General features: G+C 72.7%; 18 protein-coding genes and 1 tRNA gene. 11 read left to right on the top strand and 8 right to left on the bottom strand.

Annotated elements, in window-relative coordinates; all coding sequences use genetic code 11:
• Positions 1 to 38 precede the first annotated feature (38 nt).
• Positions 39 to 1,397 carry a cyclopropane-fatty-acyl-phospholipid synthase family protein gene (locus AB0D44_RS13405; protein ID WP_362589003.1) on the top strand — a complete coding sequence of 453 codons (1,359 nt, stop codon included), beginning with the start codon at positions 39 to 41 and terminating at the stop codon, positions 1,395 to 1,397.
• A 77-nt stretch (positions 1,398 to 1,474) separates the two neighbouring features.
• On the opposite strand, the gene AB0D44_RS13400 is transcribed toward AB0D44_RS13405, so the two are convergent.
• Together AB0D44_RS13400 and AB0D44_RS13395 are read right to left on the bottom strand one after the other, a co-directional pair.
• Positions 1,475 to 4,027 (bottom strand): FtsX-like permease family protein, encoded by a 2,553-nt coding sequence (locus AB0D44_RS13400; protein WP_362589000.1) that lies wholly within the window; start codon positions 4,025 to 4,027, stop codon positions 1,475 to 1,477.
• A 58-nt stretch (positions 4,028 to 4,085) separates the two neighbouring features.
• Positions 4,086 to 4,859, bottom strand: a complete 774-nt coding sequence (locus tag AB0D44_RS13395) for an ABC transporter ATP-binding protein (RefSeq protein WP_362588997.1) — start codon at positions 4,857 to 4,859, stop codon at positions 4,086 to 4,088.
• A gap of 465 nt (positions 4,860 to 5,324) precedes the next feature.
• On the opposite strand from AB0D44_RS13395, the gene AB0D44_RS13390 reads away from it, so the two are divergent.
• Positions 5,325 to 5,406: transfer RNA gene (locus AB0D44_RS13390), tRNA-Leu, on the top strand.
• 145 nt (positions 5,407 to 5,551) lie between these two features.
• On the top strand, positions 5,552 to 6,406 hold the full coding sequence (locus AB0D44_RS13385; protein ID WP_362588994.1) for a Bax inhibitor-1/YccA family protein: 855 nt from the start codon (positions 5,552 to 5,554) through the stop codon (positions 6,404 to 6,406).
• Between the two features lie 155 nt (positions 6,407 to 6,561).
• On the opposite strand, the gene AB0D44_RS13380 is transcribed toward AB0D44_RS13385, so the two are convergent.
• Complete coding sequence (locus AB0D44_RS13380; protein WP_069920555.1) at positions 6,562 to 6,792, bottom strand: DUF4287 domain-containing protein; 231 nt, start codon at positions 6,790 to 6,792, stop codon at positions 6,562 to 6,564.
• A gap of 101 nt (positions 6,793 to 6,893) precedes the next feature.
• On the opposite strand from AB0D44_RS13380, the gene AB0D44_RS13375 reads away from it, so the two are divergent.
• Positions 6,894 to 7,229: a hypothetical protein gene (locus AB0D44_RS13375; RefSeq protein WP_362588991.1), complete on the top strand. Its 336-nt coding sequence runs from the start codon at positions 6,894 to 6,896 to the stop codon at positions 7,227 to 7,229.
• Here the strand turns inward: AB0D44_RS13375 and AB0D44_RS13370 are convergent.
• The 3 genes from AB0D44_RS13370 to AB0D44_RS13360 form a co-directional block, all read right to left on the bottom strand.
• On the bottom strand, positions 7,213 to 8,049 hold the full coding sequence (locus AB0D44_RS13370; protein WP_362589075.1) for a hypothetical protein: 837 nt from the start codon (positions 8,047 to 8,049) through the stop codon (positions 7,213 to 7,215). The genes AB0D44_RS13375 and AB0D44_RS13370 overlap by 17 nt on opposite strands.
• 284 nt (positions 8,050 to 8,333) lie before the next feature.
• Complete coding sequence (locus tag AB0D44_RS13365) at positions 8,334 to 9,554, bottom strand: acetyl-CoA C-acetyltransferase (protein WP_362588988.1); 1,221 nt, start codon at positions 9,552 to 9,554, stop codon at positions 8,334 to 8,336.
• 371 nt (positions 9,555 to 9,925) lie between these two features.
• The gene (locus AB0D44_RS13360; RefSeq protein WP_362588985.1) at positions 9,926 to 10,966 is read right to left on the bottom strand and encodes an SGNH/GDSL hydrolase family protein; all 1,041 of its coding nucleotides are present in this window, start codon (positions 10,964 to 10,966) and stop codon (positions 9,926 to 9,928) included.
• Positions 10,967 to 11,100: 134 nt separating this feature from the next.
• Here AB0D44_RS13360 and AB0D44_RS13355 point away from each other — a divergent pair, with 134 nt between their 5' ends.
• Complete coding sequence (locus AB0D44_RS13355; protein WP_362589072.1) at positions 11,101 to 12,483, top strand: cystathionine beta-synthase; 1,383 nt, start codon at positions 11,101 to 11,103, stop codon at positions 12,481 to 12,483.
• A 350-nt stretch (positions 12,484 to 12,833) separates the two neighbouring features.
• Here the strand turns inward: AB0D44_RS13355 and AB0D44_RS13350 are convergent, their stop codons facing one another.
• Positions 12,834 to 13,211 carry a hypothetical protein gene (locus AB0D44_RS13350; RefSeq protein WP_362588982.1) on the bottom strand — a complete coding sequence of 126 codons (378 nt, stop codon included), beginning with the start codon at positions 13,209 to 13,211 and terminating at the stop codon, positions 12,834 to 12,836.
• Between the two features lie 165 nt (positions 13,212 to 13,376).
• On the opposite strand from AB0D44_RS13350, the gene AB0D44_RS13345 reads away from it, so the two are divergent.
• Complete coding sequence (locus tag AB0D44_RS13345) at positions 13,377 to 14,219, top strand: MurR/RpiR family transcriptional regulator (protein WP_362588979.1); 843 nt, start codon at positions 13,377 to 13,379, stop codon at positions 14,217 to 14,219.
• Between the two features lie 111 nt (positions 14,220 to 14,330).
• Here AB0D44_RS13345 and AB0D44_RS13340 read toward each other — a convergent pair whose 3' ends face one another.
• A complete protein-coding gene (locus AB0D44_RS13340) occupies positions 14,331 to 15,671 on the bottom strand; it encodes a diaminopimelate decarboxylase (protein ID WP_362588976.1) in 1,341 nt (446 codons plus the stop codon).
• 104 nt (positions 15,672 to 15,775) lie between these two features.
• Here AB0D44_RS13340 and hutU point away from each other — a divergent pair, with 104 nt between their 5' ends.
• The 5 genes from hutU (at position 15,776) to AB0D44_RS13315 (ending at position 22,154) form a co-directional block, all read left to right on the top strand.
• Positions 15,776 to 17,440, top strand: a complete 1,665-nt coding sequence (gene hutU, locus AB0D44_RS13335) for a urocanate hydratase (protein WP_362588973.1) — start codon at positions 15,776 to 15,778, stop codon at positions 17,438 to 17,440.
• 11 nt (positions 17,441 to 17,451) lie between these two features.
• Positions 17,452 to 18,642 carry an allantoate amidohydrolase gene (locus AB0D44_RS13330; protein ID WP_362589069.1) on the top strand — a complete coding sequence of 397 codons (1,191 nt, stop codon included), beginning with the start codon at positions 17,452 to 17,454 and terminating at the stop codon, positions 18,640 to 18,642.
• Positions 18,633 to 19,997 (top strand): formimidoylglutamate deiminase, encoded by a 1,365-nt coding sequence (locus AB0D44_RS13325; protein ID WP_362588970.1) that lies wholly within the window; start codon positions 18,633 to 18,635, stop codon positions 19,995 to 19,997. Before AB0D44_RS13330 ends, AB0D44_RS13325 begins: the two co-directional genes overlap by 10 nt.
• 179 nt (positions 19,998 to 20,176) lie before the next feature.
• Entirely contained in the window at positions 20,177 to 21,355 is a 1,179-nt protein-coding gene (gene hutI / locus AB0D44_RS13320) for an imidazolonepropionase (protein WP_362588967.1), read from the top strand.
• A 121-nt stretch (positions 21,356 to 21,476) separates the two neighbouring features.
• Entirely contained in the window at positions 21,477 to 22,154 is a 678-nt protein-coding gene (locus AB0D44_RS13315; RefSeq protein ID WP_362588964.1) for an LPXTG cell wall anchor domain-containing protein, read from the top strand.
• The last annotated feature ends 3 nt before the right edge of the window (positions 22,155 to 22,157 follow it).

Genomic DNA, 22,157 nt, shown 5'->3' with positions numbered 1-22,157 from the left:
GTAAGCCGCCCTGTCGGATCTTTCTGGAGGTGCCTGCGATGACCGACGCCGCGCCGCGGCTGGCCGCGCTCGCCGAGACCCTGCTGGGCGCGCCGCTGCCGGTGCGCATACGGGCCTGGGACGGCAGCGAGGCCGGTGCGCCCACCGGCCCCACCCTGGTGCTGACCAACCGCCGGGCCTTGCGCCGCATGCTGTGGAAGCCGGGCGAGCTGGGCCTGGCGCGCGCCTGGGTCGCCGGGGACCTCGTCGTCGAGGGCGACCTCTTCGAGCTGCTGGACCGGGTGGCCGGCCTGCTCTGGGAGCGGGATCCTGCCCCCGGGCCCGCCGGCCCCGCCCCGCACTCCCGCCCGGCCTCCGCCCAGCGCGCCCGCCTCGCCCGGGCCGCCGCCACCCTCGCGCTGCTGCGCGACCCGGCCGCGCGGGCCGCCGTACGCGACCTCGCCGCGCTGGCCAGGCCCTGGCCCGCGCCCGCCCCGCCGTCGGAGGAGGCCCCCCGGCGCAGCGGGCCCCTCCACAGCAAGGTCCGCGACCGCGCGGCCATCAGCCACCACTACGACGTCGGCAACGAGTTCTACGCTCACGTGCTCGGCCCGTCCATGGTGTACTCCTGCGCCTACTGGAGCCCCGGGGCCACCCTGGAGGAGGCCCAGCACGACAAGCTCGACCTGGTGTGCCGCAAGCTCTCCCTCGCGCCCGGCGCCCGGCTGCTGGACGTCGGCTGCGGCTGGGGCTCCATGGTCCTGCACGCCGCCCGGGTGTACGGGGTCCGGGCCACCGGCATCACGCTCTCGCGCGAGCAGGCCGCATACGCCCGCAAGCGGGTCGCCGAGGAGGGCCTGGCCGACCGGGTCGAGATCCGGGTCCAGGACTACCGGGACGTCAAGGACGGCCCCTACGACGCCATTTCCTCCATCGGCATGGCCGAACACGTCGGAGCCGACCGCTACCGCGACTACGCCCGCACCCTGCACGCCCTGCTGCGCCCCGGCGGCCGGCTGCTGAACCACCAGATCGCCCGGCCCCCGGAGCCCGACGAAGAGGCCCACCGGATCGACGAGTTCATCGACGCCTACGTCTTCCCCGACGGGGAGCTCTCACCGCTCGGCAGCACCGTCGGCGAGCTGGAGCGGGCCGGCTTCGAGGTCCGCGACGTGGAGGCGCTGCGCGAGCACTACGCGATGACCCTGCGGGCCTGGGTGGACCGTCTCGAGGCCCGCTGGGACGAGGCCGTACGCCTCACCTCGCCCGGCAGGGCGCGGGTGTGGCTGCTGTACATGGCGGCGTCCGCGCTCGGCTTCGAGCACGGCCGGCTCGGTGTCAACCAGGTCCTCGCGGTGCGCCCCGGGGCGGGCGGCGACTCGGGACTGCCGCTGCGGCTGCGCACCTGGGGCGCGTGAGGTCCCGAACGGACAGCGGGAAGGGCCCCGGGGCGTGTGCCCCGGGGCCCTTCCGCGCGCCCTGAACTGCTGGTCGGCTACTCCGTCTTGATGGCGGTGAGCATGTTCAGCCGGGCGGCGCTGCGGGCCGGCCACATGGCGGCCAGGACACCGACCACGGCGGCCAGCAGGAGGAAGATGCCGATCCGGTCCCACGGCAGGACCAGCTCGTAGTTCGGCAGGGAGTTCGCCAGCGTGCTGCCGACGCCCCAGGCGAGGAAGACGCCGATGGCGACGCCCAGGACCGCGCCGAAGAGCGAGATCACCACGGCCTCCAGGCGGATCATGTTCTTGACCCGGCTGCGGTCGAGGCCGATCGCCCGCAGCATGCCGATCTCCTGGGTCCGCTCGAAGACGGACATCGCCAGGGTGTTGACCACCCCGAGCACCGAGATGATCAGCGCCATGCCGAGCAGGCCGTACATGATGTTCAGCATCGTGTTGATCATGCCGCCCATCTCGTTGCGCATGTCCTGCTGGGTGGCGACGGTGATGGCCGGGTTCTTGCCCAGTGCGTCGACGACCTTCTGCTGGCCGGCCGCGGAGGCTCCGCCGTCGACGTTGACGTACACCTCGCGGACGTACTGCTCCTCGCTGTGCTCGCCGAGGATCTTGTTGTCGAGGACGTACGGGGAGAGCAGGCCGTCCAGGTCCTTGTAGACCGCGCCGACCTTCAAGGCGCCCTTCTGGCCGTCGTCGTACTGGACCTGGAGGGTGGAGCCGACGGTGAGGCCCTGCTTCTTCGCGGTCTTCTCGGCGACCGCGAGCTCGCCCTTGCCGAGGCTGTCCAGCGAACCGCTGGTGACCTCGATGTTCAGCATCTGGCCGATCGTGGCGGGGGTGACCCCGGAGGCCGAGCGGAAGTCGTCTCCGACCTTGAAGTAGCCCGCCGCCTGCGGGGAGACCGCCTTGATCCCGGGGGCCTTGGCCAGGGTCTCGGCCACCGACGTGTCCAGGCCGCCCATGTCGCTCGCCATGGAGACGCGGTAGTCCGCCCTGAGCTTCTCGGTGCTCATGCGGTCGACGACCTTGCCCACGGTGATGCCGAGGACCGACAGGGTGGTGACCAGGGTCAGGCCGATCGCCAGGGAGGCGGCGGTGACGGCGGTGCGGCGCGGGTTGCGGACGGCGTTCTGGGCGGCCAGCTTGCCGGGGACGCCGAACACCTTCTGCAGCAGCGGGCGGACCGCCGCGATGACCGGCCTGGAGAGCAGCGGCAGCAGCACGATCATGCCGATGAGCATGAAGAACGCACCCGCACCGATGACCATGCGGCCCTCGTCCTTGCCCATGGACACGCCGAGCAGGACCAGGCCGACGGCCAGCACGCCGATGACGGAGCCGATGACGTTGCGCAGGACCAGGGACTTCGCGCTGGCCGGCAGGTGGGCGCTGCCCATGGCGGCGACCGGGGCGATCCGGCCGGTGCGCCAGGCGGGCAGGACCGCGGCGACCACGGTCACCAGGACGCCCACGACCAGGGCCGCGACCACGGTGGTCGGCGCGATCACGAGGCCGCCGCCGGGGAGCTTGGCGCCGAAGGACCCGATCAGGGAGCGGATGCCGACGGCCAGGCCGATGCCGCTGATCAGGCCGATGACGGCGGAGAGGGCTCCGACGACCAGGGCCTCGGCGAGGACCGAGCGCATGACCTGGCCGCGGTTGGCGCCGACGGCGCGCAGCAGGGCCAGCTCCTTGGTGCGCTGGGTGACCAGCATGGTGAAGGTGTTGTAGATGAGGAAGACGCCGACGAAGAGCGCGATCCCGGCGAAGACGAGCAGCATGGTGCCCATCTGCCCCAGGCCCTTCTCGATCTCCTTGGCCTGCTCCGCGGCGAGCGCCGCGCCGGTCTGCGCCTTGGTGTGCTCGGCGTCGATCAGCGGCTTGATCTCGGCGAGCAGCCGGTCGGCGGAGGCGCCGTTCTTGGCGCCGACCGACAGCTCCTGGAAGTAGCCGGGCTTGAGGTAGAGCTCCTGGGCGACCTTGGTGTCGAAGAGGACCAGGCTGCCGCCCGCCTGGACGGCGCCGTCCTCGGTGGTGAAGACACCGGCGAGGGAGTACTCCTTGACCGGGCCGTTGGTGGCGACGCGGACCTTGTCCCCGACCTTGTACCTGCCCTTGTCCGCGGTCGCCTTGTCGAGCGCGACCTCGTCGGCCCTGGCCGGGCCGGCGCCCTGGACGAAGGCGTAGCGGGGGTCCTTGCCGTCCTTGACGGGCGTGTAATTGGCGCCCCTGTTGGACCAGCCGGAGCCGATCAGCTTGCCGTTCTCGTCGCCCACGCCGGCGAAGCCCGAGACGCGGCCGGAGACGGAGTCGACGTCCCCCAGGGCCTTGACCTTCTCGAGGGTCGCCTGGCTGATGCCCGGCTCCCCCTCCTTCTGGCCGTCCTCGTCACGGCCCTGGCCGTACGAGGTGACCGAGACGGCCACCCCTTCGTAGCTCTTGGCGGACTGGCCGGACAGGGACTTCTCGAGGGTGTCGGTGAAGACGAGGGTGCCGGACACGAAGGCGACGCCGAGGGTGACGGCGAGCACCGTCATCAGCAGCCTGGCCTTGTGCGCGAGCACGTTGCGCAGGGCGGTACGGAACATGGGGTCTCAGTCCTGGGGCTGGAAGTCTGGAAGAGGGCTGATGGGGGGAGACCCCGGGTCAGCTGGTGCGGCCCTTGGCGTCGAACGCCTTCATGCGGTCCAGCACGCCGTCGGCGGTGGGGCTGATCACCTCGTCGACGATCCGGCCGTCGGCGAGGAAGATCACGCGGTCCGCGTAGGAGGCGGCGACCGGGTCGTGGGTGACCATCACGACGGTCTGGCCCAGTTCGCGGACGGAGTTGCGCAGGAAGCCCAGGACCTCGGCGCCGGAGCGGGAATCGAGGTTTCCGGTGGGCTCGTCGCCGAAGATGATCTCCGGGCGGGAGGCCAGGGCGCGGGCGACGGCCACGCGCTGCTGCTGGCCGCCGGAGAGCTGGGTGGGGCGGTGGGAGAGGCGCTCGGACAGGCCGACCATGGCGATCACCGCGTCCAGCCACTGCCGGTCGGGCTTGCGGCCCGCGATGTCCATGGGGAGCGTGATGTTCTCCAGGGCCGTCAGGGTCGGCAGCAGGTTGAAGGCCTGGAAGATGAAGCCGATCTTGTCCCGGCGCAGCTGGGTGAGCTGCTTGTCCTTCAGGGAGCCCAGCTCGGTCTCGCCTATGCGCACGGAGCCGGCGGAGAAGGTGTCCAGGCCGGCGACGCAGTGCATCAGCGTGGACTTGCCGGAGCCCGAGGGGCCCATGATCGCGGTGAACTGGCCCTGCGCGAAGTCCACGGAGACGTTGTCGAGGGCGACCACCTGGGTCTCGCCCTGGCCGTACACCTTGGAGAGGCCGGTGGCGCGGGCGGCCACGGCCTGCGTGGTGTGCGGGGCGTAGTTCGTGGTGGTCACGGAAGCGACTCCTGTCGGGGCGGGGCTCTGGGCGGGGCTGCGGACCGGCGGCGGTCCGCTCCCTTGCGGGACGCTTCCATCGTCGCCGTGCCCACCCCCGCCGGGGATCAGCCGCGGTGCCCGTTCCCAGGCCCACTGGAGTCTGACCGCGGGTGCGTCCGTCTCCTCCTCTGGTATGACAGGGCCCTGACGACCGGGCGCAGGCGCGGGGTGGCGGGGAGGGTGGCGCGCGGGGTGGCGGGGGCCGGGTGCCGGGCCCGGACCGGGCCGTCGAAATCCCGTCAATCCGAGGTCGGGCGTGATCGTCGCCGAGAAGGGGCCGACCGTGCGTTCTGGGGCCTGACGACCCCTCAAGCGCCAATAAAATCAGACAACATCGGATAGAGGCCCCGTTGGCGGCGAGGGCGTTCCGGATAGGCTCGGCGCAGCGTTCAAGGCTTTTTCCACGGGGGCCCGCCACGCCCTGCCCGGATGGTGGAATGCAGACACGGCGAGCTTAAACCTCGCTGGCCCTCGGGCCGTGCCGGTTCAAGTCCGGCTCCGGGCACTCCGCAGGTCGCGCGGGCCGCTCTCTTTATCCTCTGCGCTTTGCCGTGCCTTCTCCTAAGATCCTCCTCCAGCAGTAGGGTGCTTTCTTTGCGAGCGCATTACTCTTGATGCAAGGCCGCGCTCGGTGGCCACGGAGGAGTGAGATGAGGAGCAGCAACCCGGTCTTCTCGCGACGGGGGTTCAGCCGCGACAACGGCGGCTACGCGGGGTTTGACGCGCAGCACCAGCAGGCCGGGACCGCGACCAACCCGTACGCGACGAACCCGTATGCGACCGACCCGGCCACGGGCATGCCGCAGGCGCCGGTCCGCGCGAACGCGATGACCATGGACGACGTCGTGAGCCGCACGGGCATGACGCTCGGCACGCTCATCGTGACGGCGACCCTGTCCTGGATCCTGCTGCCGGTCGACCCGGCCAACCTGGGCAAGTCGTACGGGATCGGCATCGGCGCGGCCCTGGTCGCGTTCGTCCTGGCCATGATCCAGTCCTTCAAGCGCAAGCCGGTCCCGGCGCTGATCCTGGGCTACGCGGCGCTGGAGGGTGTCTTCCTGGGCGTCATCAGCGCGGCGACCAGCACCTACCTGAGCCCGGGTGTCGTCATCCAGGCCGTGATGGGCACGATGTGCGTCTTCGCCGCCGTGCTCCTCGCCTACAAGATGGGCTGGATCCGGGTCAACCGGCGCTTCACCGGCTTCGTGATGGCCGCCGCCATGGGCTTCATCCTGCTCATGGTCGCGAACTCGCTGTTCGCGCTCTTCGGCGGCGGTGACGGCCTCGGCTTCCGCAGCGGCGGCCTCGGCCTGCTGTTCGGTGCCATCGGCGTCATCCTCGGCGCGTGCTTCCTCGCCCTCGACTTCAAGCAGGTCGAGGACGGGCTGGCGTACGGCGCCCCGCGCGAGGAGGCCTGGCTGGCCGCCTTCGGTCTGACGCTGACCCTGGTGTGGATCTACCTGGAGATGCTCCGCATCTTCCAGATCCTCTCGGGCGACGACTAGCAGGACCGGCAGCCGCTCCCGGCTGCCGTCCACGGTGCGTGCCCCGCACGCCCACAGCAGGGGGAAGGCCCCGCGAGCAGCTGCTCGCGGGGCCTTCCCGCGTTCGAGGGACAGGGGTCGGGGGCGAAGGGGAGGGCTCAGCCGAACCGGTGGGCTCAGCCGAACCGGCGGGCGGCTCTGCGCAGGTCGTACTCGTGGATGATCGCCTTGGCCTGACCGTAGGACAGCTCGTGCGCGCCGCGCAGCCAGCTGACCTTCTCCTCGAACCGGACGAGGGAGGGGCCCTCGTCGACGGTGCGGAGCCAGTCGGAGAGCTCACGACCGGTGGCCTGGGGGATTCTGTCGATCATGTTGCGGTGTGTCTGCTCGGAGAACTCTACGGACATGGGCGCCTCCGGAGGGTGTGCCGTGCTGTTCTCTTCACGCCACCGTGCCGGAGAGTTCGCCCGTTGGCAATGGTGCCGGGACGGCGCGTAAGGTCGGCCGGGTGCTTGATACTTCGCCCCTGAGCGCCGTCGTGGAACGTTTCGCCGACCGGCTGCGGGCCGCACCGCAGAGCCGTCTCCAGCAAGGAGCCGCCGCGGCGGCACTGGAACTGGCCCGTGAGCTCGCCGCCCGGGCGCGGACCCTGGAGGGCCTCCCGCCGCACCCGATGCCGGACGAGGGGATCTTCGTCGTCGGGGACCAGGTGGCGGTGGCCGGGCGCGACCTCGCCGAGGCGCTGCGCTCCGTACGGGCCCAGGACGGCGCGAAGGCCCCGTCCGAGATGCTGGACGAGGCCGTGCGACTGGTGGAGCAGGCGGAAGTCAGAGCGATGCGATGACGCGGTCCGCGAGGATGTAGACGTTGCTGTCCGGGTCCTCGGCGTCACCGCAGGAGAAGGTGAGCGCATAGGCGCCGGAGATGCCCGAGCCGCCCAGCAGCACCGGCGCGGTGCCCGAGCGCAGCGCCTCGGCGAGCCGCTCGGCGGTCTCCCGGTGCCCCGGGGTCATGCACAGCGTGGTGCCGTCCGTGAAGACGTACACGTCCAGGGTGCCCAGCGGGCCGGGGCGGACGTCCGCGAGGGCCGTACGGGCCTCCGCGAGCTCCTCGAGGCGGCTGACGGTGCGCTCGTGGTCGGCGCCGGGGTGCGACTGGACCGGAACGAAGTCGGGGTGCGAGGGGTGGCGCCGGCGGGCGGCGGCCAGCTCCGCCGAGTCCTCGGGGTAGTCCTCGGCGGAGTCCTCGCCCAGGACCGGCTCCAGGCCCACCAGGTCGGCCTGCCGGGGCAGGAAGACCGGGCTGTCCTCGCCGAGGCCGGGCAGGCCGCCCAGCAGGGCCCCGGGGGCGTCCCCGGCGAGCCGGGGAGAGGCGTCGGCGGCGTCCCGGGCCTCCTGTGCGGCCCAGAAGGCCCGCGCCTCGGCCAGCTCGCGCTCGCGCTCCTCGGCCAGGGCCTCGGCGACGGCGGCTCGTATCTCGGCGGCGGGGGACTCCACGGCACCGGCGCTGCGGGCGTGCGGAACGGTGGCACCGCGCGGGTGGACCGGCAGGGCCAGCTCACTGCGCAGGGCCGTGACCTGCTTGCGCAGACCGTGGACGGCGTGCAGCGCAGCAGCGCCCACGGCCGTGGCAGCGGCCGTGGTCAGCAGCAGGGCAAGAGACATGGCGCTCACTGACTAACTCCTGATTGATTCGATCCCCCGACTTCCTACATCAGCTTGACCTGACCTGGGAATGGCATGCAGTGCATTACGTCATGAATTGGACAGGCCTTTCGTCCTGAAGCCCCAGTCCGCATATCGTCTGACCTGCACAAATGTCGATCCCCCAGGAGAAAGGTCACATCCTGGGGGAGATTCGGTCACAGGTCGGCTGCGACAGGGTTGGACCGGGAGCCGGTGCGCCGCAAGGGATCAAGACGAATCCCTTGCGGCGCCTGCGACCGGACCTAGCTCAGGCGCTCGATGACCATGGCCATGCCCTGGCCGCCGCCCACGCACATCGTTTCGAGGCCGAACTGCTTGTCGTGGAACTGCAGGCCGTTGATCAGGGTGCCGGTGATGCGGGCACCGGTCATCCCGAACGGGTGACCGACGGCGATGGCCCCGCCGTTGACGTTCAGCTTGTCCAGCGGGATCTCCAGGTCCCGGTAGGACGGGATGACCTGGGCCGCGAAGGCCTCGTTGATCTCGAACAGGTCGATGTCGCCGACCGTCAGGCCGGCCCGCTTCAGGGCCTGCTTCGACGCCTCGACCGGGCCCAGGCCCATGATCTCGGGGGAGAGGCCGGTGACGCCGGTGGAGACGATCCGGGCCAGCGGGGTCAGGCCCAGCTCGCGGGCCTTGGTGTCGCTCATGATGACCAGCGCCGCGGCGCCGTCGTTGAGCGGGCAGCAGTTCGCGGCCGTGACCAGGCCGTCGGGGCGGAAGACGGGCTTGAGGCCCGAGACGCCCTCCAGGGTCACACCGGCGCGCGGGCCGTCGTCGGTGGAGACGACCGTGCCGTCGGGCGTGGTGACCGGGGTGATCTCCCGCTCCCAGAAGCCGTTCTTGATGGCGGCCTCGGCCAGGTTCTGCGAGCGGACGCCGAACTCGTCCATGTCCTGACGGGTCACGCCCTTGAGGCGGGCCAGGTTCTCGGCGGTCTGCCCCATCGCGATGTAGGCGTCGGGGATCAGGCCGTCCTCGCGCGGGTCGTGCCAGGATGCGCCCTCGCTCTGGGCGACGGCGGCCGTACGGGCCTCCGCGTCGGCGAAGAGCGGGTTGTGGGTGCCCGGCATGCCGTCGGAGGAGCCGTTCACGGACCGGGAGACCATCTCGACACCGGCCGAGATGAAGACGTCGCCCTCGCCGGCCTTGATGGCGTGCAGGGCCATCCGCGAGGTCTGGAGCGAGGAGGAGCAGTACCGGGTGACGGTGAGGCCCGGCAGGTGGTCCATGCCCATCTGCACGGCCACGATGCGGCCGAGGTTGTGGCCCTGCTCGCCGCCGGGGAGGCCGCAGCCGAGCATCAGGTCGTCGATCTCGCGAGGGTCCAGCTCGGGGATCTTGGCGAGCGCGGCCTGGATGATCGTGGCGGTCAGGTCGTCCGGGCGGACGTCCTTGAGGGACCCCTTGAAGGCGCGCCCGATGGGCGAGCGGGCGGTGGAAACGATGACGGCTTCGGGCATCGGGGCTCCAAGGGGGTGCGTCGTTGCGGGACCGCATGCGAAGTTACCGGCCCGTACGGTGGAATTCACCGGGCGGGGAGTGTGATGCCGGTCGCTCCTGGCGGGGTCGGCGCACGTCGGCGGGTGCGGCACCGCTGCCGGGTGCCCTGCCCCGGGCCCCGCTCCTCAAACACGGCGGGGCCGTGACGGCCCCGCCGGCGTTCGGGACGCGGGGCGGTTCGGGGGGTGATCTCGGGCGGTGCGCCGCACCCGGTCAGGCGGGCCGGGCGGCACCCCTGGTCAGGGGGCCGCGCCGGTGGTCAGGGGGCCGCGCCGGTGGTCAGGTGTGCCGGGCCGCGCCGGTGGTCGGGTGGGCCGGGCCGCACCCCCGGTCAGGTGGGCCGAGCCGCGCCGGTGGCGGGTTCGGCGGCCGCTTCCGGCGAGAGCTCCTCGCCCGGCACCCGCCGACGCCGCCGGTGCTTGAGCAGCGCCCAGGGCCCGCGGGCCGGCGTGACCTCCGTACCCGCCTGGCCGGCCGCGGCCGACGCCGCCTTGGCCACGAGCAGCATGTCCTCGTCCCGGGACACGTCCAGCCGGTCGGACTCCGGCCACAGCCCGAGGGCCGCGCACAGGGTGGGCAGCACGGCCATGGCGGCGGTCGCGTACCCCTCCGCCGACGGGTGGTAGGAATCGGGGCCGAACATCTCGCGCGGGTTCGCGGCGAACTCGGGGCCCAGCAGATCTCCCATGGAGACCGTACGGGCGCCCAGCGCGACCACCCCTATGGTCTGGGCCGCGGCCAGCTGGCGCGAGACCCGCCGGGCCACCCAGCGCAGCGGCTGGTACACGGGCTCGATCGTGCCCAGGTCCGGGCAGGTGCCGACGACGACCTCCGCCCCCGCGAGCCGCAGCCGCCGCACGGCCGCGGTCAGGCAGCGCACGGACTGGGTCGGCGGCATCCGCCGCGTCACGTCGTTCGCCCCGATCATGATCACGCAGACGTCCGGGGGCGGCGCGCCGTCACCGGCCGGCCCGTCGAGGAGCAGGCCCACCTGGCGCTCGAGGTCGTCCGACATCGCTCCCGACAGGGCCACGTTGCGCAGCTCCACGGGCCGCTCGGCCACCGCCGCAAGCCCGGAGGCCAGCAGGGCCGCCGGAGTCTGCCGGGCCCGCCGCACGCCCAGCCCCGCGGCCGTGGAGTCGCCCAGCATGGCCAGGCGCAGCGGCCCCGGGCTCAGTTCCGGCCCGCCGAACTCGCTCCCGTACAGCCCGTCCGCCCGCGGCGGATCCGGCAGTCCGGTCCCCACGGTCCGCTTGGCGAACTGCATCTCCGCCACCACCAGGCCCACCGCGGCGACCCCGACCAGCCCGAGTCCGCCACCGCCGTACGCTGCCCCCGCCGCGATCCGGCGGGCCGTTCTCGCCCTGGACACCCTTCAGGCCACCTCGCTTCCCTGCCCGTTCCTGTTGACCTTCCTGCCCCGTACGCACGGTCGGCCAATCCCTTTCCGCATACTCTGGGCCTGCCTCCCGGAGAACCCGTGGAGTCCCGTCCTTGGAGAACATGGTGCAATTCCACGACTCGATGATCAGCCTCGTCGGCAACACCCCGCTGGTGAAGCTCAACCGTGTGACCGAAGGCCTCCAGGCCACCGTCCTTGCGAAGGTCGAGTACTTCAATCCCGGTGGATCCGTGAAGGACCGGATCGCCGTACGGATGATCGAGGCCGCCGAGCAGAGCGGAGCGCTCAAGCCCGGTGGCACCATCGTTGAGCCGACCAGCGGCAACACGGGTGTAGGACTCGCCATCGTGGCCCAGCAGAAGGGCTACAAGTGCATCTTCGTCTGCCCTGACAAGGTGTCCATGGACAAGATCAACGTGATGCGCGCCTACGGTGCCGAGGTCGTGGTCTGCCCGACCGCCGTCGACCCCGAGCACCCGGACTCGTACTACAACGTGTCCGACCGCCTCGCGCGAGAGCCCGGCGCCTGGAAGCCCGACCAGTACAGCAACCCGAACAACCCCCGTTCGCACTACGAGACCACCGGTCCCGAGCTGTGGGAGCAGACGGACGGGAAGATCACCCACTTCGTCGCGGGCGTCGGCACGGGCGGCACGATCTCCGGTACCGGCAACTACCTCAAGGAGGTCAGCGGCGGGAAGGTCAAGGTCATCGGCGCCGACCCCGAGGGCTCGGTCTACTCCGGCGGCTCGGGCCGCCCGTACCTCGTCGAGGGCGTCGGCGAGGACTTCTGGCCGACCGCCTACGACCCGAACGTCACCGACGAGATCATCGCGGTGTCCGACAAGGACTCCTTCCAGATGACCCGCCGCCTGGCGAAGGAGGAGGGCCTGCTGGTCGGCGGCTCCTGCGGCATGGCGGTCGTCGCCGCGCTGCGCGCCGCCGAGGGCCTGGGCCCGGACGACGTGGTCGTCGTCCTGCTGCCGGACAGCGGCCGCGGCTACCTCAGCAAGATCTTCAGCGACGAGTGGATGGCCGGCCACGGCTTCCTCGAGGAGGCCGGGCCCTCCGCGCGCATCGGCGACGTGCTGAGCGACAAGGAGGGCGGCATCCCCTCCCTCGTCCACATGCACCCCGAGGAGACGGTCGGCGAGGCCATCGAGGTCCTGCGCGAGTACGGCGTCTCGCAGATGCCGATCGTCAAGCCGGGCGCCGGCCACCCGGACGTGATGGCCGCCGAGGTCATCGGCTCCGTGGTCGAAAAGGAGCTGCTGGCGGCGCTGTTCGCGCAGCGGGCCTCGCTCAATGACCCGCTGGAGAAGCACATGAGCGCCCCGCTGCCGCAGGTCGGCTCCGGCGAGCCGGTGTCCGAGCTGATGGCGGTGCTCGGCGAGGCGGATGCGGCGATCGTGCTGGTCGAGGGCAAGCCGACGGGTGTCGTCAGCCGCCAGGACCTGCTGGCGTTCCTGGCCAAGGCCGCGAAGTAGCGGTCGGGCCGGGGCAGCCGCACACGGCAAACGGTACGAGCCCGACACGCAGCGGCAGCACCGGCTTAACACGGCTTGGGCACAGTGGTGGTCGGCGGCAGGGGTGCACGCGCTCCGGCCGCACCACCGAACGGCGTTGCGCACCTCCGGAGCGGCTCCCGGACCGCGTGGACGCCACGGACGCGGACGGCCCTGACCCGGCCCGTGTCCTGCGCGGGGACCGCCGTCGTCCCGCCCCCGGGCAACCGGGGTGCGGCGGTCCCCGCGCCCAACTCCTTGCGGGCCCGGCGGCCCGCCCGGGGCCTGGTTTCTCCAGGCGGCGGGCTCCCGCGCCAGGGGCCCGCCCGGACCTATGCGGCGGGCTCCCGCCGCAGCCGCTTGGCGGCGTGGATGAAGTTCACGCCGAGGACGCCGCCCCAGGCCACCAGCAGGCCCGCCAGATGGGCGTGCGCGGCGGCGATGGCCGACAGCGGGATCGCCAGCACCAGCGTGATCACGGCGAAGCCGAAGCGTTCTCCGAAGCCCCCTTCGGCCAGGGCGGAGGGACCGGGACCGGCGGGGCTCCGCGCGGCGGACAGGCGTTCCTCCGCGAGCCGGCGCCGGACCTGCGTGTCGACCTTTTCGACGAACGAGTCCACCAGCGCGGACTCGTACTCCGGACCCAGCTCCCGGCGGGCGTCCAGCGTGGCGTCGAGTTCCTTCTTCAGCTCTCGGGCGTGCGCGTCCATACCGGGAGCGTAGGAACGCACCGCAGGCCTCCGCACTGGGGCTAGCCCCCGTATCGCCCGGGGCCCCGCGCACGTGCCCGCATCGCGGGCGCGGCTTGCCGTCCTGCATAACCACATGCAGAGTGCTCGGTGACTGAATAATCCACGGGGGACGGAGGGCACGGGATGAGCGACAGCCCGGCCGCGCGGCTGCAGCAGCTGTTCGAGGGGCACCGGCTGACGCCGACCCAGCGGCGGATCGCGCACTGCATGGTGCGCGGGGCGGCGGAGGTGCCCTTCCTGTCGAGCGTGGAGCTCGCCGAGCTGGCCGGGGTGAGCCAGCCCTCGGTGACCCGGTTCGCGGTGGCGCTGGGCTTCGACGGCTATCCCGCCCTGCGCCGCCACCTGCGCGAAGTGGCTCCAGCAGAGCGGCCGGACACCGCGCACGAGGACGCGTACAACGAGTACCAGCAGGCGGTGCAGGGGGAGATCGAGAACCTGCGGCAGCTCGCGGAGATGCTCGCCGACCCCTCGCCGGTCCAGGAGGCGGGCCGGGTGCTGGCCGCCTCCACCCCGCTCCCGGTGCTCGGGCTGCGGGCGGCGTCCTCGCAGGCGCGCGGCTTCGCGTACTTCGCCGCCAAGGTGCATCCGGACGTGCGGCTCCTCGACGAGGGCGGCTCGATGATGGAGGACCGGATCGACGCCGCCGTCGCCGCGGGCGCCTCGGCGCTGCTCTGCTTCGCGCTGCCCCGCCACCCCCGCGAGGTGGTCGAGGCGCTGGAGCGCTCCCGGCGGGCCGGGCTGACCGTGGTGACCGTCGCGGACTCGGCCTTCGCCCCGGTGGCCCGCCACTCGGACCTGCTGATTCCGGCGCCGGTCGGGACCGGGCTGGCCTTCGACACGGCGTGTGCGCCGATGCTGCTGGGCCGGGTGCTGCTGGAGGCCATGGCGGACGCGCTGCCGGACGCCCAGGCCCGGCTGGAGGCCTTCGACGCGCGGGCCGCGGCGCGCGGGCTGTTCGTGGAGTGAGCGGGCGCTGAGCGCTGCAACGTGCCCCCGGGGGTAATCCAAGCCGCACGTGGCGGGCGGCCCGAGCCGCACCTGGCGGGCGGCACCGGCCCGTACGTCCCCGCGCAGCGGTTACAGCAGGGCGTCGCGGAAGGCGCCGCCCGCCTCCGCGACGATGGCGGACATGCTCTGCGCCGGGCGGGCCGGGGTGAAGCGCACCCCGCCCTCCGCGCTCACCGCGAAGCCGTGCACCGCCGGGCGCGGCAGGCTGTTGTAGCCGTAGGGGGCGGTGAAGAAGTAGGCGCCCGTGTCCGGCACCCCGATCAGGTCGCCGGGGGCGAGCCGGGGCAGCTCCCGGGCCGTCGCGAGCAGGTCCCCCGCGAAGCAGGCCGGGCCCGCGACGTCCTGGGCCACCGGCTCGCCGTCCTTCGGTGCGCCCTTCGCGTCGTACGGGAGGATCCGCAGCGGCCACGCCGCAGGGGCGTACACCGTGCGCGTCGCCACCTGCACCCCCGCATGGGTGAGCGCGATCGGGCGGGACCCGGTGGTCTTGGTGTACTCGACGCGGGCGAGGACCAGCCCGTGCTTGGCCAGCAGGGACCGGCCGAACTCCGTGACCAGGCCGTACGAGCCGTCGAAGAGGCCGGGCACCGCCCCGCGCAGGACGGACACGTAGTCCGCGTACGTCGGGGTCTGCTCGTCCGAGGCGAAGTTCACCGGCAGGCCCCCGCCGATGTCGAGGGTGTCGACCTGGCGGCGCCCGGCCGCGGCGTTGATCTCCTCGGCCAGCGCGTGCAGTTCCCGTACACCTTCGGCGATCAGCGGCAGCGGGACGCCCTGCGAGCCGGAGTGGACGTGCAGCCGGGTCAGCCACGGCCGGTCCAGGTAGGCCCGTACGAGCCGGTCGCGGGCGCCCGGGTCGCGCAGCGCGATCCCGAACTTGGAGGTCGCGGTGGCCGTGGACAGCGCGTCGATGGTGCCGGCCCCGGTCTGCGGGTTGATCCGTACGCCGACCGGGGACGCCGAGGGGGCCGCGCCGAGGAGCGTGTCGAGCCGCTCCAGTTCCTGCAGGTTGTCGGCGTTGACGGCGATGCCCAGGTCCAGGGCCTCGCGCAGTTCGGCCTCCGTCTTGGCGGGGGAGTCCAGGACGGTCCGCCGGGCCGCCACACCGGCCGCCCGGGCCAGTGCCAGCTCCCCGGGGCCGGCCACCTCGCAGCCGAGCCCGGCATCGGCCAGCAGCCGCAGTACCGGGACGAGCGGGGCGGCCTTGACCGCGAAGGCGTGCAGGACGGGGGTGCCGGGCGCCAGCGCGGCCGCGAAGGCGGCGGTCAGGGCGGCGGCGGAGGCCCGGATCCCGGCGGTGTCCAGCAGGCAGACCAGGGGCTGCGCATCCAGCAGTCCCTGCTCGACGGCGGCCCGTACGGCCAGATCGCGGCGCGCTGCGGCGCCCTCCGTCTCGATGTCGGCGGCCATGCCCGCCATCCCATCATCCGAAGGAGGCGCCCGCAGCTGTTGACTGAATCTATTCAGGAGGACAGGATGTGAATGGATTGACCAACATCGGAGGAGGCACCGCCATGTCAGGACCCCGCCCCGTACGTGCCGCGCGAGGCACCGAGCTCAGCACCCTGGGATGGCAGCAGGAGGCCGCGCTGCGGATGCTCCAGAACAACCTCGACCCCGAGGTCGCCGAGCACCCCGACAAGCTGGTCGTCTACGGCGGCACCGGCAAGGCCGCCCGCGACTGGCGCTCGTACGACGCGATGGTCCGCACCCTCCAGACCCTCAAGCAGGACGAGACGATGCTCGTCCAGTCCGGCCGCCCGGTCGGCGTGATGCAGACCCACGAGTGGGCGCCGCGCGTGCTGCTCGCCAACTCCAACCTGGTCGGCGACTGGGCCAACTGGGAGGAGTTCCGCCGCCTGGAGCAGCTCGGCCTGACCATGTACGGGCAGATGACCGCCGGTTCGTGGATCTACATCGGCACCCAGGGCATCCTCCAGGGCACCTACGAGACCTTCGCGGCCGTCGCGGCCAAGAAGTTCAACGGCACCCTGGCGGGCACCATCACCCTCACCGCCGGCCTCGGCGGCATGGGCGGCGCCCAGCCGCTCGCCGTCACCATGAACGACGGCGTCGCGATCTGCATCGACGTCGACCCGCGCGCGATCGAGCGGCGCATCGAGCACCGCTACCTGGACGTGAAGGCCGACGACCTGCGGCACGCCCTCCAGCTGGCCGTCGAGGCGCGCGACGCCCGCAAGCCGCTGTCCATCGGCCTGCTCGGCAACGCCGCCGACCTGCTCCCGCAGATGCTGGCCGAGGGCGCGCCCATCGACATCGTCACCGACCAGACCTCCGCCCACGACCCGCTCGCCTACCTGCCGACCGGCGTCGACTTCGAGGACATGGCCTCCTACGCGGCCAAGGACCCGGCGGGCTTCACCACCCGGGCACGCGAGTCGATGGCCCGGCACGTGGAGGCCATGGTCGGCTTCATGGACGCGGGCGCCGAGGTCTTCGACTACGGCAACTCCATCCGCGGCGAGGCCCAGCTGGCCGGCTACGACCGCGCCTTCGCCTTCCCCGGCTTCGTCCCCGCCTACATCAGGCCGCTGTTCTGCGAGGGCAAGGGCCCCTTCCGCTGGGCCGCCCTGTCCGGCGAGGCCTCGGACATCCACAAGACCGACAAGGCGATCCTCGACCTCTTCCCGGAGAACGAGTCCCTGCACCGCTGGATCAAGATGGCGGGCGAGCGCGTCCACTTCCAGGGCCTGCCCGCGCGCATCTGCTGGCTCGGCTACGGCGAGCGCGACAAGGCCGGCGAGCGCTTCAACGACATGGTGGCCTCCGGCGAGCTCGCCGCGCCGCTGGTCATCGGCCGCGACCACCTCGACTGCGGCTCGGTGGCCTCCCCGTACCGCGAGACCGAGGCCATGCTCGACGGCTCCGACGCCATTGCCGACTGGCCGCTGCTCAACGCGATGGTCAACGTCGCCTCCGGCGCCTCCTGGGTCTCCCTGCACCACGGCGGCGGCGTCGGCATGGGCCGCTCCCTCCACGCGGGTCAGGTCACGGTCGCCGACGGCACCCCGCTCGCGGGCGAGAAGATCCGCCGCGTCCTCACCAACGACCCGGGCATGGGCGTCATCCGGCACGTCGACGCCGGTTACGACATCGCCGAGTCGGTGGCGGACGAGCGCGGCGTCCGCGTCCCGATGCGCGAGGGCGACTCCGCGTGACCTTCCACGAGATGTGGGCCGAGCTGGCACCCATCGGCCGCGACAGCGGCAGCGGCGGGTACCGGCGCTACGCCTGGACCGGCGCCGACGCCGACTGCCGCACCTGGTTCCGGCAGCAGGCCGAGGTGCGCGGGCTGACGTACGAGACCGACCGCAACGGCAACCAGTGGGCCTGGCTCGGCGACCCCCTCGCGGGGGACGCCGTGGTCACCGGCTCGCACCTGGACTCCGTCCCCGACGGCGGGGCCTTCGACGGCCCCCTCGGGGTGGTGTCCTCCTTCGCGGCCCTGGACGAACTCCGCAGGAGGGGCGCGGAGTTCTCCAGGCCACTTGCCATCACCAACTTCGGTGACGAGGAAGGGGCCCGCTTCGGCCTCGCCTGCGTCGGCTCCCGGCTCGCCGCCGGGCAGCTGACCAAGGAGAAGGCGTACGAGCTCCGCGACGCGGAGGGGATCTCCCTCCCGCAGGCCATGGAGGCCGCCGGCTACGACCCCGAGGGCATCGGCGCCGACCCCGAACGGCTCGCCCGCATCGGCGCCTTCGTCGAACTGCACGTGGAGCAGGGCCGCGCCCTGGACCTGTCCGGGGACCGGGTGGGCATCGCGTCCGCGATCTGGCCGCACGGCCGCTGGCGGTTCGACTTCCGCGGCGAGGCCAACCACGCGGGCACCACCCGCCTGGTGGACCGCCGCGACCCGATGCTCACGTACGCGGCGACCGTGCTGGCCGCCCGCACCGAGGCGGCCCTCTCCGGAGCCGTCGCCACGTTCGGGAAGATCGCCGTCGAGCCCAACGGGGTCAACGCCATCCCCTCCCTCGTGCGCGGCTGGCTCGACTCGCGCGCCGCCGACCAGGCCACCCTCGACACGGTCGTCACCGCCATCGAGAAGGCCGCCCGCGAGCGCGCCGACCAGGACGGCATCGACCTCGCAGTGGTCCGGGAGTCCTTCACCCCGGTCGTCGAGTTCGAGCACGCCCTGCGCGACGAGATGAACCGGATCCTGGGCGGGGCCGTCCCCGTCCTCGGCACCGGGGCGGGACACGACGCCGGAATCCTCTCCGCGGCCGTCCCGACCGCGATGCTGTTCGTACGGAACCCCACCGGTGTCTCCCACTCTCCCAAGGAGTTCGCCGCCGAGGACGACTGCGTCGCCGGAGTCCTCGCCCTCGCCGACGTACTGGAGGGTCTCGCATGCAGGTGAAGGGGCACGTGGTGACCGCGGACAAGACGTACTGGCTGGAACACGCCTGGCTCGCCACCCACGTCGAGCCGGGCGTGGCCGTGGCCGTGTCCGGCGACGGCCGGATCGCCGGCCTGCGCACCGGCGTGGACGCCCCGCCGCCGGGTGCGGAGATCCTGCGCGGCCTGACCCTCCCGGGCCTGGCCAACGCGCACTCCCACGCCTTCCACCGGGCCCTGCGCGGCACGGTCCAGGTGGGCTCCGGCACCTTCTGGACCTGGCGCGACGTCATGTACAAGGTCGCCCAGAACCTCACGCCCGAGCGCTACTTCGAGCTCGCCCGGGCCGTGTACGCCGAGATGGCGCTGGCCGGCATCACCAACGTCGGCGAGTTCCACTACGTCCACCACGCCCCGGGCGGCGCCCCCTACGCCGACCCGAACGCGATGGGCGAGGCCCTGATCGAGGCCGCCGCCGCGGCCGGCATTCGGATCACCCTCCTCGACACGGCCTACCTCTCGGCAGGCTTCGGCGAGGCGCCCAACCCGCACCAGCTGCGCTTCTGCGACGGCACCGCCGAGGCGTGGGCGGAGCGGGTGAGCGCGCTGAAGCCGCGTGAGCACGCCCTGATCGGCGCGGCGATCCACTCGGTGCGCGCCGTCCCGGCCGCCCAGCTGGCCACCGTCGCCGCCTGGGCGCAGGAGCGCCGCGCCCCGCTGCACGTCCACCTCTCGGAGCAGACCGCCGAGAACGAGGCCTGCCGGGCCGCGCACGGCAGGACCCCGACGCAGCTGCTCGCCGACCACGGCGTGCTCGGCCCGGCCACCACCGGCGTCCACAACACGCACCTGACCGACGCGGACATCGCCCTGCTCGGCGCCACCACCACCGGCACCTGCATGTGCCCGACGACGGAACGCGACCTGGCCGACGGCATCGGCCCGGCGACCCGCCTCCAGCAGGCGGGCAGCCCGCTCTCCCTCGGCAGCGACAGCCACGCGGTCATCGACCTGCTGGAGGAGGCCCGCGCGATGGAGCTCAACGAGCGGCTGCGCAGCCGTACGCGGGGGCACTGGACGGCGAACGCGCTGCTCACGGCCGCCACCGCCGACGGCCACGCGGCCCTCGGGCGGCCCGACGCGGGGCGCCTGGAGGCCGGCGCGCCGGCGGACTTCACCACGATCGCGCTGGACTCCGTCCGGACGGCCGGGCCCCTGCCGCGCCTCGGCGCCGAGACGGCCGTCTTCGCCGCCTCGGCCGCGGACGTCCGGCACACGGTGGTGGGCGGCCGGCACATCGTCCGCGACGGCGCCCACACCCTCGTCCCGGACGTCCCGTCCGCCCTGTCCGAAGCGATCGCGGCCCTCCGCGCCTGACGTTGCTCTCCGCCGCCCCGCCCTTTCGCCGTTTCCCGGGGTTCCGCCCCGCACCCCGCGCCTCAAACGCCGGCGGGGCTGGATTGTCCAGCCCGTCCGGCGTTTGAGGACCGGGATCGGGCAGAGCCCGGTTTCGGGAAGGGGCGGGGCGGGGGACGAGCAAGCCCTGAGAGGAATCCATGACCACCACCGCCATCACGAACATCGGCAGCCTCGTCACCAACGACCCCGCCCTCGGTGACGGCAGCCCCCTCGGCCTGGTCGAGGACGCCGCCGTCGTCATCGACGGAGAGCGCATCGCCTGGGTCGGCCCCGCCGCCAACGCGCCCGCCGCCGACGAGGCCTTCGACGCGCAGGGCTGGGCCCTGATCCCCGGCTTCGTCGACAGCCACAGCCACCTTGTCTTCGCCGGCGACCGCACCCAGGAGTTCAACGCCCGGATGTCGGGCCGCGCCTACTCCGCCGGAGGCATCCGCACCACCGTCGCCGCCACCCGCGCCGCCACCGACTCCGAGCTCGAAGCCAACCTGGTGCGCCACCTCGACGAGGCGCGCCGCCAGGGCACCACCACCTTCGAGACCAAGTCCGGCTACGGGCTGACCACCGCCGACGAGGCCCGCGCCCTGCGCATCGCCGCCGCGCACACCGAGGAGGTCACCTACCTCGGCGCGCACATCGTGTCCCCCGACTTCGCCGAGGATCCGGCCGGCTACGTGGCCCTCGTCACCGGGGAGATGCTGGCGGCCTGCGCCCCGTACGCCCGCTGGGTGGACGTCTTCTGCGAGAAGGGCGCCTTCGACGGGGACCAGGCCCGGGCCGTCCTCACCGCAGGGGCCGCCGCCGGGCTGATCCCGCGCGTCCACGCCAACCAGCTCTCCTACGGGCCCGGTGTCCAGCTCGCCGTCGAGCTGGAGGCCGCCTCCGCCGACCACTGCACCCACCTCACCGACGCGGACGTGGACGCCCTCGCCCAGGCGGCCTCGACCACCGTGGCCACCCTCCTGCCCGGCGCCGAGTTCTCCACCCGCGCCCAGTGGCCCGACGCCCGCCGCCTGATCGACGCCGGGGCCACCGTGGCCCTGTCCACGGACTGCAACCCCGGCTCCTCCTACACCAGCTCCATGCCGTTCTGCATCGCGCTCGCCGTCCGCGACATGCGGATGACCCCCGACGAGGCCGTGTGGTCGGCCACGGCCGGCGGCGCCCGCGCCCTGCGCCGCAGCGACATCGGCTCGGTGACCCCCGGCGCCCGCGCCGATCTGGCCCTGCTCGACGCGCCCAGCCACGTCCACCTCGCCTACCGCCCGGGCGTCCCGCTCGTGTCCGCCGTGTGGCAGCGGGGTGTCCGCGTGCACTGACGAACGGTCAATTCCGGCCTGCCCTTTGTCTTCCCTCCGCAGGGCCCCGGGCGTACCTTGAGCCACCAATCTGATGTGTCGTCAGTAACTTGTGGTCCCGAGGTCCGAGGGGAAGACGAAGGTGTCCAACCGGAAACGCTCCACCGCGCTCGCGCTGGCCTCCGCGCTGGCCGGATCGGCGCTACTGCTGGCCGCCCCCGCGGCCCGGGCCGCGGTCGTCGACGTGGCCTACGACTGCAAGACCCCGATCGGGGACAAGTCGGCCGTCTCGCCCATCGACATCAAGGCCGTCAAGGAAGGCGACGCCTACAAGCTGACGATGTCCTTCCAGAAGGGCGTCTCGTCCAGCCCCATCGAGCTCGGCAAGGGCGCGATGAACCCCAGCGCGGTCATCGTCGTCGGAGGAGCCGAGAAGGCCACCGTCCCGGTCTCCGGCCCGCCCAACCCCGAGGCCGCGCCCGCCAACACCCCCATCAAGATCACCGACCTGTCGGGCACCTACAAGCCCAAGAAGAGCGGCAAGGTCACCTTCACCGCCGGGGTGCTCACCATCAAGGCCATGGGCACGACCACCACCTGTACCCCCGGCAACAGCCCGGGCCCGTCCCTGGAACTCGACGTCACCGCCCCCGGCGGGGCCGCCGCCCCGTCCGGCGACGAGGACGGGGACGGCACCCTCCCGCAGACCGGCCCCGCCGACTCCGCCCTCGCGCTGGGCACCCTCGGCGGCACCGTGCTGCTCTCCGGCGCCGCCGGCGTGCTGTGGCTGACCCGGCGCGGCCGGCGGGCCGGGTCCTGAACG

It is taken from the genome of Streptomyces sp. NPDC048349 (genome assembly GCF_040651925.1).
GTDB lineage: Bacteria > Actinomycetota > Actinomycetes > Streptomycetales > Streptomycetaceae > Streptomyces.
This window is presented reverse-complemented; position numbering and strand designations above follow the sequence as displayed.

Excerpts from the sequence above, each read along its gene's own strand:
- AB0D44_RS13405 (WP_362589003.1), top strand. The coding sequence starts at position 39 with ATGACCGACGCCGCGCCGCGGCTGGCCGCGCTCGCCGAGACCCTGCTG.
- AB0D44_RS13400 (WP_362589000.1), bottom strand. The coding sequence starts at position 4,027 with ATGTTCCGTACCGCCCTGCGCAACGTGCTCGCGCACAAGGCCAGGCTG.
- AB0D44_RS13385 (WP_362588994.1), top strand. The coding sequence starts at position 5,552 with ATGAGGAGCAGCAACCCGGTCTTCTCGCGACGGGGGTTCAGCCGCGAC.
- AB0D44_RS13380 (WP_069920555.1), bottom strand. The coding sequence starts at position 6,792 with ATGTCCGTAGAGTTCTCCGAGCAGACACACCGCAACATGATCGACAGA.
- AB0D44_RS13370 (WP_362589075.1), bottom strand. The coding sequence starts at position 8,049 with ATGTCTCTTGCCCTGCTGCTGACCACGGCCGCTGCCACGGCCGTGGGC.
- AB0D44_RS13365 (WP_362588988.1), bottom strand. The coding sequence starts at position 9,554 with ATGCCCGAAGCCGTCATCGTTTCCACCGCCCGCTCGCCCATCGGGCGC.
- AB0D44_RS13350 (WP_362588982.1), bottom strand. The coding sequence starts at position 13,211 with ATGGACGCGCACGCCCGAGAGCTGAAGAAGGAACTCGACGCCACGCTG.
- AB0D44_RS13345 (WP_362588979.1), top strand. The coding sequence starts at position 13,377 with ATGAGCGACAGCCCGGCCGCGCGGCTGCAGCAGCTGTTCGAGGGGCAC.
- AB0D44_RS13340 (WP_362588976.1), bottom strand. The coding sequence starts at position 15,671 with ATGGCCGCCGACATCGAGACGGAGGGCGCCGCAGCGCGCCGCGATCTG.
- hutU (WP_362588973.1), top strand. The coding sequence starts at position 15,776 with ATGTCAGGACCCCGCCCCGTACGTGCCGCGCGAGGCACCGAGCTCAGC.
- AB0D44_RS13330 (WP_362589069.1), top strand. The coding sequence starts at position 17,452 with ATGTGGGCCGAGCTGGCACCCATCGGCCGCGACAGCGGCAGCGGCGGG.
- AB0D44_RS13325 (WP_362588970.1), top strand. The coding sequence starts at position 18,633 with ATGCAGGTGAAGGGGCACGTGGTGACCGCGGACAAGACGTACTGGCTG.
- hutI (WP_362588967.1), top strand. The coding sequence starts at position 20,177 with ATGACCACCACCGCCATCACGAACATCGGCAGCCTCGTCACCAACGAC.